This is a genomic window from Streptomyces sp. NPDC005899 (assembly GCF_040629645.1).
In the GTDB taxonomy this organism is placed as follows: domain Bacteria; phylum Actinomycetota; class Actinomycetes; order Streptomycetales; family Streptomycetaceae; genus Streptomyces.
Window position 1 is genome coordinate 1 of the sequence record NZ_JBEXWB010000204.1, and the last position, 11465, is coordinate 11465.

At 74.3% G+C, this 11465-nt stretch carries 13 protein-coding genes; 10 read left to right on the forward strand and 3 right to left on the reverse strand.

All coding sequences use genetic code 11. The features are described 5' to 3' along the window. The 4 genes from ABZ371_RS21265 to ABZ371_RS21280 all read left to right on the forward strand — a co-directional run. A partial coding sequence (locus ABZ371_RS21265) for a PLP-dependent aminotransferase family protein (protein WP_358681941.1) occupies nt 1–1079 on the forward strand: 1079 nt, incomplete at its 5' end. A 9-nt stretch (nt 1080–1088) separates the two neighbouring features. Continuing rightward, a complete protein-coding gene (locus ABZ371_RS21270) occupies nt 1089–1526 on the forward strand; it encodes a GNAT family N-acetyltransferase (RefSeq protein ID WP_358681943.1) in 438 nt (145 codons plus the stop codon). 64 nt (nt 1527–1590) lie between these two features. Beyond that, nucleotides 1591–2169: a histidine phosphatase family protein gene (locus ABZ371_RS21275; protein ID WP_358681946.1), complete on the forward strand. Its 579-nt coding sequence runs from the start codon at nt 1591–1593 to the stop codon at nt 2167–2169. 91 nt (nt 2170–2260) lie between these two features. Then, entirely contained in the window at nt 2261–3412 is a 1152-nt protein-coding gene (locus tag ABZ371_RS21280) for a serine hydrolase domain-containing protein (RefSeq protein WP_358681949.1), read from the forward strand. Nucleotides 3413–3496: 84 nt separating this feature from the next. Here ABZ371_RS21280 and ABZ371_RS21285 read toward each other — a convergent pair whose 3' ends face one another. Beyond that, a complete protein-coding gene (locus ABZ371_RS21285) occupies nt 3497–4297 on the reverse strand; it encodes a LysR substrate-binding domain-containing protein (RefSeq protein WP_358681952.1) in 801 nt (266 codons plus the stop codon). A gap of 37 nt (nt 4298–4334) precedes the next feature. On the opposite strand from ABZ371_RS21285, the gene ABZ371_RS21290 reads away from it, so the two are divergent. Next, the gene (locus ABZ371_RS21290) at nt 4335–4754 is read left to right on the forward strand and encodes a DUF5997 family protein (protein ID WP_358681955.1); all 420 of its coding nucleotides are present in this window, start codon (nt 4335–4337) and stop codon (nt 4752–4754) included. 191 nt (nt 4755–4945) lie between these two features. Here the strand turns inward: ABZ371_RS21290 and ABZ371_RS21295 are convergent, their stop codons facing one another. After that, nucleotides 4946–5575 carry an SRPBCC domain-containing protein gene (locus ABZ371_RS21295; RefSeq protein ID WP_358681958.1) on the reverse strand — a complete coding sequence of 210 codons (630 nt, stop codon included), beginning with the start codon at nt 5573–5575 and terminating at the stop codon, nt 4946–4948. 454 nt (nt 5576–6029) lie between these two features. Here ABZ371_RS21295 and argC point away from each other — a divergent pair, with 454 nt between their 5' ends. Genes argC through ABZ371_RS21320 form a run of 5 tightly spaced genes read left to right on the forward strand, consistent with a single transcriptional unit; the run spans nt 6030 to nt 10887 of the window. Then, nucleotides 6030–7058: an N-acetyl-gamma-glutamyl-phosphate reductase gene (argC, locus tag ABZ371_RS21300; protein WP_358681960.1), complete on the forward strand. Its 1029-nt coding sequence runs from the start codon at nt 6030–6032 to the stop codon at nt 7056–7058. After that, nucleotides 7055–8209 carry a bifunctional glutamate N-acetyltransferase/amino-acid acetyltransferase ArgJ gene (gene argJ, locus ABZ371_RS21305; RefSeq protein WP_358681963.1) on the forward strand — a complete coding sequence of 385 codons (1155 nt, stop codon included), beginning with the start codon at nt 7055–7057 and terminating at the stop codon, nt 8207–8209. Before argC ends, argJ begins: the two co-directional genes overlap by 4 nt. Next, entirely contained in the window at nt 8206–9132 is a 927-nt protein-coding gene (gene argB / locus ABZ371_RS21310; protein ID WP_358681966.1) for an acetylglutamate kinase, read from the forward strand. Before argJ ends, argB begins: the two co-directional genes overlap by 4 nt. Then, nucleotides 9129–10325, forward strand: a complete 1197-nt coding sequence (locus tag ABZ371_RS21315; protein WP_358681969.1) for an acetylornithine transaminase — start codon at nt 9129–9131, stop codon at nt 10323–10325. The genes argB and ABZ371_RS21315 overlap by 4 nt, the downstream gene beginning before the upstream one ends. Before the next feature lie 25 nt (nt 10326–10350). Beyond that, a complete protein-coding gene (locus ABZ371_RS21320) occupies nt 10351–10887 on the forward strand; it encodes an arginine repressor (RefSeq protein ID WP_358681972.1) in 537 nt (178 codons plus the stop codon). Nucleotides 10888–10900: 13 nt separating this feature from the next. Here ABZ371_RS21320 and ABZ371_RS21325 read toward each other — a convergent pair. Next, a partial coding sequence (locus tag ABZ371_RS21325; protein WP_358681975.1) for a L,D-transpeptidase family protein occupies nt 10901–11465 on the reverse strand: 565 nt, incomplete at its 5' end.

Below are 11465 nucleotides of genomic sequence, written 5' to 3' on the forward strand. Positions count from 1 at the left end.
AACTCCACCCCCCCCCCCCGCCGCACCGCGCCCGGGCGGCGGCCCCCCCCCGCGCGGGCCGCCGCCCGGGGGCGTGGGGCAGGCCGCCCACCGACGGGCTGGAGGAGCTGCGCGCCTGGTTCGCCCGCGAGATCGGCGGCACGGTCACCGGGAACGACGTCCTGATCACCGCGGGCGGGCAGAGCGCGCTGACCACCGCCCTGCGGGCGCTCGCCCCGCCCGGCGCCCCCGTCCTCGTCGAGTCGCCCACCTACCCGGGCATGCTGGCGGCCGCCCGTGCCGCCGGCCTGCGGCCGGCCCCCGTGCCCGTGGACGCCGACGGGGTGCGGCCCGATCTCCTGGCGGCGGCCTTCCGCGCCACGGGCGCGAGGGTCTTCGTCTGCCAGCCGCTCTTCCAGAACCCGACCGGAGCGGTCCTCGCGCCCGAGCGCCGCGACCACGTCGTCCGCATCGCCCGGGAGGCGGGTGCCTTCGTCGTCGAGGACGACTTCGCACGGCGGCTCGTGCACGAGGACGCCGGGCCGCTGCCCCCGCCCCTGGCGGCACACGACCGGGACGGCGTCGTCGTCCACGTCTGCTCCCTCACCAAAGTCACCTCGCCGAGTCTGCGTGTCGGCGCGCTCGCCGCCCGGGGGCCGGTCCTGGAGCGGCTGCGCGCCATCCAGGTCGTCGACAGCTTCTTCGTCCCCCGGCCGCTCCAAGAGGCGGCACTCGAACTCGTCGGCTCCCCGGCGTGGGGGCGCCACCTGCGTGCGGTGGCCGCCGAACTCGCCGGCCGCCGTACCGCCACCGCGGCGGCCGTACGGCACCACCTGCCCGAGCTCGGCCTGCCCCTCGTGCCCTCGGGCGGTGGCAGCCTGTGGCTCCGGCTGCCCGGGCCGGCAGCCGGGGAGCCCGCCCTGGTCTCGGCCGCCCTGCGGGCCGGTGTCGCCGTCGCCCCCGGCCGGCCGTACCACTGTGCCGAGCCGCCGGCCGGCCACATCAGGCTGAGCTTCGCGGCGGTGTCCGGCACCGCCGAACTGGCCGAGGGGGTGCGGCGGTTGCGCACCGCCTGCGGCGAGCTGTCCGGGGGGCGATAGCCTCCGCCCATGAACGACCACGACACGTCCGCGGGGCGTCACGAGATCTCGTCCGACCCGTCCCGGCTCGATGCCGCCCTCGTCCACCGCTGGCTCTCCACGGACGCCTACTGGGCGCTCGACCGTACCCGCGAGCAGCAGGACCGGGCCATGGCCGGCTCGATCAACTACGGTGCCTACGACGCGGCTTCGGGCGCGCAGGTCGCCTACGCCCGGGTGGTGACCGACCACGCCTCCTTCGCGTGGATATGCGACGTGTACGTCGACCGGGCGGCCCGGGGCCAGAAGCTCGGCACCCGTCTCGTCACCGCCGTCCGCGACGACCTGACGCCGCTCGGCGTACGCAGGTTCATGCTCGCCACCAAGGACGCGCACGCGGTCTACGCCAGGATCGGTTTCACGCCGCTCGAGAAGCCGGACATGTGGATGTGTCTCGAAACGGGCTGACACGGCTCCCCGGACGCCGCGCCGCCTCTTGACCGGCGCGGCGTCCGGCCCCACGATCGCGGCCATGAGTGTCCGGGTCTCGCTCGTCGCCGCAGCACGCAGCCCAGCCCTCCTCGCCGAGCGTTTCGACGACGACCGGCCGCTCGACCACGCCGGCTGGCGCGAGGTGCAGTTCCTCGCCCACGTGCTGGTGCCCCTGCTGGGCGCCGCCGAACTGCGCTACTGCTCTCCCACCCCGCGCAGCCGCGCCACCGGGGAGGCCCTGGGTTTCGTCCCGCTCGTCCAGCCCGCCCTGCGGGACTGCGACATGGGCCGCTGGCGCGGCCTGACCCTGGCGCAGGCGGCCGCCTGCGAGCCGTCGGGTGTCGACACCTGGCTCGCCGACCCGCGCTCCGCCCCGCACGGCGGCGAACCGCTGATGTCCTTCATCGCCCGGATAGGGAACTGGCTGGACACCCGGCCCGACTGCGACGGCTCCCTCGTCGCCGTCGCCGAGCCGGCCGTCGTCCGGGCCGCTCTCGTCTACGCGCTGAACGCCCCGCCGTCGGCGTACTGGAGCGTGGACGTCCGCCCGCTCTCCACCCTCACGCTCACCGGCCTCCCCGGCCGGTGGAGCCTCAGCCTCCAGGCGCCGGCCGGCTGACCGCCCCCGCCGCGGGCGAACACGGGCACGGACGCCTTCCCGCCGGTCCGACCAGTCGGTATGGTGCACACACCGAGCCGAGGAGAGACCCTTGCCGCAGATCCATGGCCACTGTGACGACAGGTTCACCGCCGTACGCGACGCGTTCGCGGCCAACTTCACGGAGCGCGACGAGGTGGGCGCGGCCGTCACCGTACTGCTCGACGGCAGCCCGGTCGTGGACCTGTGGGGCGGCTGGGCCGACGCCGGCCGCACCCGCCCGTGGGAGCGCGACACCGTGGTCAACGTCTGGTCCACGACGAAGGGCCCGACCGCGCTCTGCGCCCACGTCCTCGCCGACCGCGGCCTGCTCGACCTGGACGCCCCCGTCGGAGCGTACTGGCCCGAGTTCGCCGCCGCGGGGAAGGAGTCCGTACGCGTACGGCACCTGCTCTCGCACCGGTCGGGCGTCGCGGGCCTGCGCCAGGAGCACACCCTGGCCGAGCTGTACGACTGGGAGCTGACCACGGCCCGCCTCGCGGCGACCGAACCCTGGTGGGAGCCCGGTACCCGCTCCGGATACCACGCCATCTCCTACGGCTTCCTGATCGGCGAGGTCGTCCGCCGGATCACCGGCCTGCTGCCGGGAGAGTTCCTGCGGCAGGAGATCACCGGACCGCTCGGCATCGACTTCACCGTCGGCCTTCCGGAGAAGGACGCCGACCGGGTCGCCGAACTCGTCCAGCCGAAGGCCGTCTCACGGGAACAGGCCGCGCTCTTCGCGCGGATGGAGCCGGTGGCCCTCGCCTCCCTCCTCAACCCGGGCACCGGGACCGCCGCCGCCAACACCCCCGCCTGGCGGGCGGCCGAGATCCCCGCCGCCAACGGCCACGGCACCGCCCGCGCCGTCGCGGCCCTCTACGGGATCGTCGCCGGACGCGGCAGCCTCGACGGCCACCGCGTCCTCTCCGAGGAGGCCGCGGAACGGATCCGCGAGGGACAGGGCAAATGCCGCGACCTGGTGCTGGGCGCCGGATTCGAGCACGAGACCGAACTCGGCCTGGGGCTCTGGCTGAGCGGCCCCAACGCCTCGTACGGGCCCAACCCGCGGGCCGTCGGACACGACGGGGCGGGCGGCTCCTGCGGCCTCGCCGACCCGGAGGCCGGGGTCGCGCTCGGCTACGTCATGAACCGCATGGGCCCGCACATCGCGGACGACCCCCGCAAGATGGCACTGGTGGAAGCGGTCTACGGGGCGCTCTGACGGTCCCCGGGCCCCGCGCGCGGTCTACGGGGCGCCGCCGGTGCGGTGGTCCGCCGTACCGCGGCAGGGCTCCGCCGCCGCCCGCTACGGCCGGCGGCGGGGCTTCCCGCGCGAGGCGCCGCCCTTGGCGTTCCTGCCGCCCCCCTTGGGCTTCTTCGCGCCGCCGCCACCGCCCGCGCCGCTCCGGGAGGCCTTGCCCGCCGCGGCTTTGCCCGGGGCGCCGCTCCTCCCGTCGGCACCCTTGGCCCTTCCCTTGGGCTGCGGCGGCGTCGGGGGACGGCCCCGCGTGCTGTTGACCGTCCGCCCGCGAACGATCCCGATGAACTCCTCCACCAGGTCGGTCGTCCTCTCCTGCGGCCACGCGAGCGCGATCCGCGACTCGGCGACGCCGGTGAGGGGCCGGTAGGTGAGGTCCTTGCGGTGGTGCAGCCTGGCCAGCGACTGCGGTACGACGAGCAGGCCCACCCCCGCCGCCACCAGTTCGACGGCGTCGGCCGTCGTGGCCGGCCGCTCGAACGCGGGCCGCCCCGGCGGGGCCTCCCAGCCGAGGGTGTCGTCCAGGGGGTGCAGCACGATCTCGTCGGCGAGGTCGTCGGGCGACATCTCCTCGACGGCCGTCGCTGCGTGGTCCTTGGGGATCACGACCACGGTCGTCTCGGTGTAGAGCGGGATCGCGCTGAGATCCGTACGGTCGACCGGCAGCCGTACGAAACCGGCGTCCGCGCCCTCCTCGCGCAGCAGCGCGGCGGCCTCGGCCGCGGGCACGCCGACGAGGGCCAGCGGGACACCGGGCAGTCGCTCGTTCCAGATCCGCACCCACTTGGTCGGGGTCACGCCCGGGACGTAGGCGAGCCGGAACGAAGGGGGTACTTCCGAGCCTGTCACCCCGCCAGGTTACCGGCCGTGGTCCGAGGGGGCGCACATGCTCGATACCCTGGACATCATGACGTCGCACCAGACCACCCAGACGATGAAGCCCGCCACCGCGGCGAAGAAGCTGGGTGTGTACCTCGAAGCCACCCCCGCCGAGTTCCAGGAAGGCGTCGTCTCGCGCGCCGAGCTGAACGCGCTGCAGTCCGACCCGCCCGAGTGGCTGCGGGAGCTGCGCCGCAACGGCCCGCACCCCCGGCCGGTGGTCGCCTCGAAGCTGGGCGTCTCCATCGCCGGGCTCGCGCGCGGCGGTGTCACGGAGCCGCTCACCACCGAGCAGATCGACGAACTGAAGCAGGAGAGTCCCCAGTGGCTGCGGAAGGAGCGCGCCACCCAGGCCGAGGTCCGCGCGGAGGCCGCGCGGATCAAGGAGCGCGACGCGGCCCGCGCCGAGGAGCCCGGCCGGGACTGACCCGCCGCCCGGCCGTGCGCCACGGGGCGGGTGCCCAGGCCCCGCCCCGGTCCGGTTCGCCGGCCCCGGTCCGAGGAGGCGAGGTGCCCGGTCGGGACGCATTCCTCACGAGGGCCGGCGCCGTGCGTACGTCGCGGCGGCCGTCGGGAGCTGAGACCCGCCCGCGGGCGCGGCGGCGTCGTGGGACGGGGTCAGGTCTGCGCGTAGAAGCCGATCGCCGCCGCGGTGGTGGCCGCCACGACGGCCGCGTCGGCGCCCGACGCGGCGTACGCGGCGCCCCACGCCTCGCCCGAGCGCCTGATGAACTCCCTCGCCACGGGCGAGGTCGCCCAGTCCGCGGCCTGTGCGCCGCTTCCCGTGCCCGCGAGGTGCAGGCCGAGGCCCAGCAGCATCAAGTCCCAGCCGACCCCGGCCGCCCCCGGCCCGAAGCGCGTCCAGAACTCCTCCGGGACCACGGCCACGTGCTCCAGTTCGAGGACGGTCCGGCCCGCGCCGTCCGGTGCGAGCCGCAGCTCGACCTCGCTGAAACCCGGATCCGGACCGGCCAGCCAACTCACCCTCAGCCGCCGCGGCGGTTCGCACACGAGGATCTCGCCGGCGGCGTTCCCTTCGAGCCGGTAGCGCCCGCCGGCCCGGAGCTCCCCGCCGACCGGGAGGAACCACCGGCCTAGCTGGTCGGCCGACGTCACCGCCTCCCAGACGTCGCCGACCTCGGCGTCGAACACGCGCCGTACGAGCACCGTGCGGGCCTCGCCGGCGGTCACCCGCCGGGTGCCGGTCTCCCGGTGCACGCGGTCGGCCTCCTCCACGATGTCGGTCATCGCCGCTCATCCCCTCGTGCGGTCCGTGCCCGTGCCTCCCCCCGCGCGAGGCCCCTCCCGGCGCACCGTGCCGCCGGTGCGGGAGACGCCCGCTCCACCCCATCCACTGTGCCACCTGCGGCCCGCCGTGACCGAGCGCCCGGCCCGCCCGGTCCCGTCCGCCGGGCCGGGGGAGGAGCGGACTCCGCCGAAGCCGCTCCGGCGCGGTGCGCCGCACGTACGCTCTCCGACGCGGCACCGACCGGGCTCTCGGCGGGGAGTCCGGGGCAGTGCGCCACCCGTCAGGAGTCCGGCCGCCGGGCCGGACGGCAGCGGAGCCGGGGGTCCGGCGTGACGCCCGGATGCGTGGCCGCCACCGGCTCGGCCGCCGCCCTCCTCCCGCTCTTCCCCGCACCACACCTTTGTATAAAACTGCACCGGAGCGTATAGTCATGCCATCAACGAGGAGGTTTCGATGGTGGTACGAGCGGCCGTGGCAGGAGCGAGCGGATACGCGGGCGGGGAGCTGCTGCGTCTGTTGCTGACCCACCCCCAGGTCGAGATCGGCGCGCTCACCGCCCACTCCAGCGCGGGCCGGAAGCTCGGTGCCCTGCAGCCCCACCTCAGGCCGCTGGCCGACCGGGAGCTGCGGCCCACCACGCCCGAGGTCCTCGCGGGGCACGACGTCGTCTTCCTGGCCCTGCCGCACGGGCAGTCCGCCGCCGTCGCCGAGCAGCTCGGCGAGGAGGTGCTCGTCGTCGACATGGGCGCCGACTTCCGGCTGGCGGACGCCGCCGACTGGGAGAGGTTCTACGGCTCCCCGCACGCCGGCACCTGGCCCTACGGCCTGCCCGAACTGCCGGGGGCCCGGGCGGCCCTGGAGGGTTCCAGGCGCATCGCCGTGCCGGGCTGCTACCCGACCGCCGTCTCGCTCGCCCTCTTCCCGGCGTACGCCGCCGGCCTCGCCGAGCCCGAGGCCGTCGTCGTCGCCGCCTCCGGCACCTCCGGCGCCGGCAAGGCGGCCAAGCCGCACCTGCTCGGCTCCGAGGTGATGGGCAGCATGTCCCCGTACGGCGTCGGCGGGGGCCACCGGCACACGCCCGAGATGATCCAGAACCTCAGCGCCGCGGCCGGGGAGCGCGTCACCGTCTCCTTCACACCGACCCTCGCCCCCATGCCCCGCGGCATCCTCGCCACGTGCAACGTGAAGGCGAAGCCCGGGGTGGACGCCGGAGCACTCCGCGCGGCCTACGAGAAGGCCTTCGCGGACGAGCCGTTCGTCGATCTGCTGCCCGAGGGGCAGTGGCCCGCCACCGCGGCCGTCAACGGCTCCAACGCCGTCCAGATCCAGGTCGCCCATGACGAGGCGGCCGGCCGGATCGTCGTGGTCAGCGCCATCGACAACCTCACCAAGGGCACCGCCGGAGGCGCCCTGCAGAGCATGAACATCGCCCTCGGACTGCCCGAGGACACAGGTCTCTCGACGATCGGAGTCGCACCGTGAGCGTCACGGCAGCCAAGGGGTTCACGGCGGCGGGCATCGCCGCCGGAATCAAGGAGAGCGGTAATCCGGACCTGGCCCTCGTGGTCAACGACGGGCCGCGCCGAGCCGCCGCGGGCGTCTTCACCTCCAACCGCGTCAAGGCCGCACCCGTCCTCTGGTCGGAGCAGGTGCTCAAGGGCGGCGAGGTGACCGCCGTCGTCCTCAACTCCGGCGGGGCCAACGCCTGTACGGGCCCCCGGGGATTCCAGGACACCCACGCCACGGCCGAGAAGGCGGCCGAGGTCCTCACCGGTCACAGCGCCGGCGAGATCGCGGTCGCCTCCACGGGGCTGATCGGTGTGCTCCTGCCCATGGACAGGCTGCTGCCAGGCATCGAGAAGGCCGCGGCGGCACTGAGCGAACACGGCGGCGAGAAGGCCGCCCTCGCGATCAAGACCACGGACACGGTCCACAAGACGGCGGTGGCCGGCGGCGAGGGCTGGACCGTCGGCGGTATGGCGAAGGGCGCCGGCATGCTCGCCCCCGGCCTCGCCACGATGCTCGTCGTCCTCACCACCGACGCCGACGTCGACGCGGCCGGCCTCGACACCGCGCTGCGCGCCGCGACCCGCACCACCTTCGACCGGATCGACTCCGACGGCTGCATGTCGACCAACGACACCGTGCTCCTGCTCGCCTCCGGTGCCAGCGGGATCACCCCCGCCCCGGCCGAGTTCGACGAGGCCGTCCGGAGCGTCTGCGCCGACCTGGCCCGCCAGCTCATCGGCGACGCCGAAGGGGCGTCCAAGGACATCCGGATCGAGGTGGTCAACGCGGCCACCGAGGACGACGCCGTCGAGGTCGGCCGGAGCATCGCCCGCAACAACCTCCTCAAGTGCGCCATCCACGGCGAGGACCCCAACTGGGGCCGGGTCCTCTCCGCGATCGGCACGACGAAGGCCGCCTTCGACCCGGACCGGCTCGACGTCGCCATCAACGACGTCTGGGTGTGCAGGAACGGCAGCGTCGGCGAGGACCGCGACCTGGTCGACATGCGCTACCGGGAGGTCCGCATCACGGCGGACCTGTCGGCGGGAGACGAGTCCGCCGTCATCTGGGCCAACGACCTCACCGCCGAGTACGTCCACGAGAACAGCGCGTACAGCTCATGAGCGCCGCGAGGAAGCACACCGCGCTGCCCAAGGCCCAGATCCTCATCGAGGCGCTGCCCTGGCTGACCCGGCACAACGGCCGGATCGTCGTCATCAAGTTCGGCGGCAACGCCATGATCGACGACGAGCTGAAGGCCGCCTTCGCCCAGGACGTCGTCTTCCTGCGGCATGCCGGGCTCAAGCCCGTCGTCGTGCACGGCGGCGGACCGCAGATCAGCGCCCAGCTCGACAAACAGGGCCTGGTCAGCGAGTTCAAGGCAGGGCTGCGCGTCACCACGCCCGAGGCGATGGACGTCGTGCGCATGGTGCTGGCCGGGCACGTCCAGCGCGAGCTCGTCGGCCTGCTCAACGAGCACGGGCCGCTCGCCGTCGGCATGACCGGCGAGGACGCGAACACCATCACCGCCACCCAGCACCGGCCGGTGATAGACGGCGAGGCCGTGGACATCGGCAGGGTCGGGGAGATCACCGCCATCGACACCGGGGCCGTCCAGGCGCTGCTGGACGACGGCCGGATCCCGGTCGTCTCCTCCATCGCGCGCTCCGCCGAGGACAACCACGTCTACAACGTCAACGCCGACACCGCGGCCGCGGCGCTCGCCGCCGCGCTGGGCGCCGAGACGCTGATGGTCCTCACCGACGTCGAGGGCCTGTACGAGGACTGGCCGAACAGCGACGACGTCATCAGCCGGCTCACCGCCACCGAGCTGGAGAAGCTGCTGCCCGGCCTCTCCAGCGGCATGGTGCCCAAGATGCAGGGCTGCCTCCACGCCGTGCGCAACGGTGTCGAGACCGCCCGCGTCATCGACGGCCGGGTCCAGCACGCGATCCTGCTGGAGATCTTCACCGACGAGGGGATCGGCACGATGGTCGTGCCCGACGCGGCGCCCGCCACCCGGCACGGCGCAGAGGGGGAGTCATGAGCAACGAGGAGTTCGCCCGGCGCTGGCAGGGCGCGCTGATGGACAACTACGGCACCCCGCCCCTGCCGCTGGTACGCGGTGCGGGCCCCCGGGTGTGGGACGCGGAGGGCACCGAGTACCTCGACTTCGTCGGCGGCATCGCGGTCAACGCGCTCGGCCACGCCCACCCCGCGGTGACCGAGGCCGTCTCCCGGCAGATCGCCTCCCTCGGGCACGTCTCCAACCTCTACACGGCCGAACCGCCCATCGCGCTCGCCGAACGGCTCCTCCAGCTCTTCGGCCGGGCGGGCAGGGTCTACTTCTGCAACTCGGGTGCCGAGGCCAACGAGGCCGCGTTCAAGATCGGCCGGCTGACCGGGCGCACGCACATGGTCGCCACGGACGGCGGCTTCCACGGCCGGACCATGGGCGCCCTCGCCCTTACGGGCCAGCCCGGCAAGCGGGATCCGTTCCTCCCGCTGCCCGGTGACGTCACCCACGTGCCGTACGGCGACGCGGAGGCGCTGCGGGCGGCGGTGACGACCGACACGGCACTGCTGGTCATCGAACCGGTCCAGGGGGAGAACGGCGTCGTGGTGCCGCCCGAGGGCTATCTGGAGGCGGCCAGGGAGATCACCCGGGCCACGGGCACGCTGCTCGTCCTGGACGAGGTGCAGACCGGCATCGGCCGGTGCGGCTCCTGGTTCGAGCACCAGGCCCACCAGGGCGTCGAGCCCGACGTGGTCACCCTCGCCAAGGGGCTCGGCGGTGGACTGCCCATCGGCGCCACCGTCGCCTTCGGAGCCGCGGCCGAGCTCCTGCGGCCGGGCCAGCACGGCACGACGTTCGGCGGCAACCCCGTGGCGTGCGCCGCCGGGCTCGCCGTGCTGGACACCCTGGCCGCCGACGGCGTCCTGGACGACGTCAAGCGGCTCGGCGAGCGCATCAGGGACGGTGTCGAGGGCCTCGGACACCCGCTGGTCTCCCACGTCCGCGGCTCCGGACTGCTGCTGGGTATCGTGCTCACCGGGCCCCTCGCACCGCAGGTGCAGCAGGCGGCTCAGGGAGCCGGACTCCTGGTGAACGCGCCCGCCCCCGATGTCGTACGGCTCATGCCGCCACTGATCATCGGTGACGCGGAGGTGGACGCGTTCCTGCGGATCCTTCCGGAAGCCCTCGACGCGGCCCACGGGGACGGACCAGCCCGGGAGTGATCATCCGGAGAATGAGGCGACGACGATGACCGAGGCGCACGACACCGACCACGGCGGGCCGTCGGTGCCGCAGACACGCACGGCACGCCACCGCAGGATCGTGGACATCCTGAACCGGCAGCCGGTGCGCTCCCAGAGCCAGCTGGCCAGGCTCCTCGCGGACGACGGGCTGAGCGTCACCCAGGCGACGCTCTCCCGTGACCTGGACGAACTCGGCGCCGTCAAGATCCGCAACACCGGTGGCGAGCTGATCTACGCGGTGCCGAGCGAGGGTGGTTTCCGTACTCCGCAGGCCCCGCTCGGCGGCTCGGCGAAGGAGGAGCGGATGCGCAGGCTCTCCGCCGAACTGCTGATCTCCGCGGAGGCCTCGGCCAACCTGGTGGTGCTCCGGACGCCCCCGGGGGCCGCGCAGTTCCTCGCCTCGGCCATCGACCAGGCCGAACTCCAGGCGATCCTCGGCACGATCGCGGGCGACGACACCCTGATGCTCATCAGCCGCGACCCGGTCGGCGGACAGGCGCTGGCGGACCACCTGCTGCGGCTGGCGCAGAACGACGTCTGAGGCGACGGGCGGGTCAGTACCGGGTGATCGCGGTGGGGCCTGACCGGGTGCCGACGGCGATGTGCGGCCGGCGGCCCGGGTCGGCCCAGGCCAGGATCCGGGTCATGGTGGCCGCCGGTACGGACACGCAGCCGGCCGTCGCCCCCCGGCCGTCGACGTGGAGGAAGATGCCGGCGCCCCGGCCGCGCACCGGACGCCGGTAGTTGAAGCCGATGACGAGCGCCCGGGCGTACTGCGTCCCGTACGAGGCGAGGTGTTCGGACTCCCCGGCCCGGCAGTCGCCGGGCAGCGGCTCCACCCAGCGGTTGTACGCGCGCGAGGCGTTGTCCTGGCACCACCAGGAGCGGTCCCCGGCGCGGCGGTACGGATAGCGGGTGCCGGGTGGGGCGGGCTCGGTGCCGAAGGCGTACGGCAGGTCGTACAGGCCGGTGGGGGTGGTGTTCGTGCCCTGCGTGCGGGTCGCCCCCTCGGCCAGGCCGTTCGCCCCGAAGCGGGCCGGGGCCGAACCGGCCTGCACCCACCCCTGCGGCCGCCGGTCCCACCAGGTGAGCGTGCCCGTGGTGGAGTCCGTGGCGGGC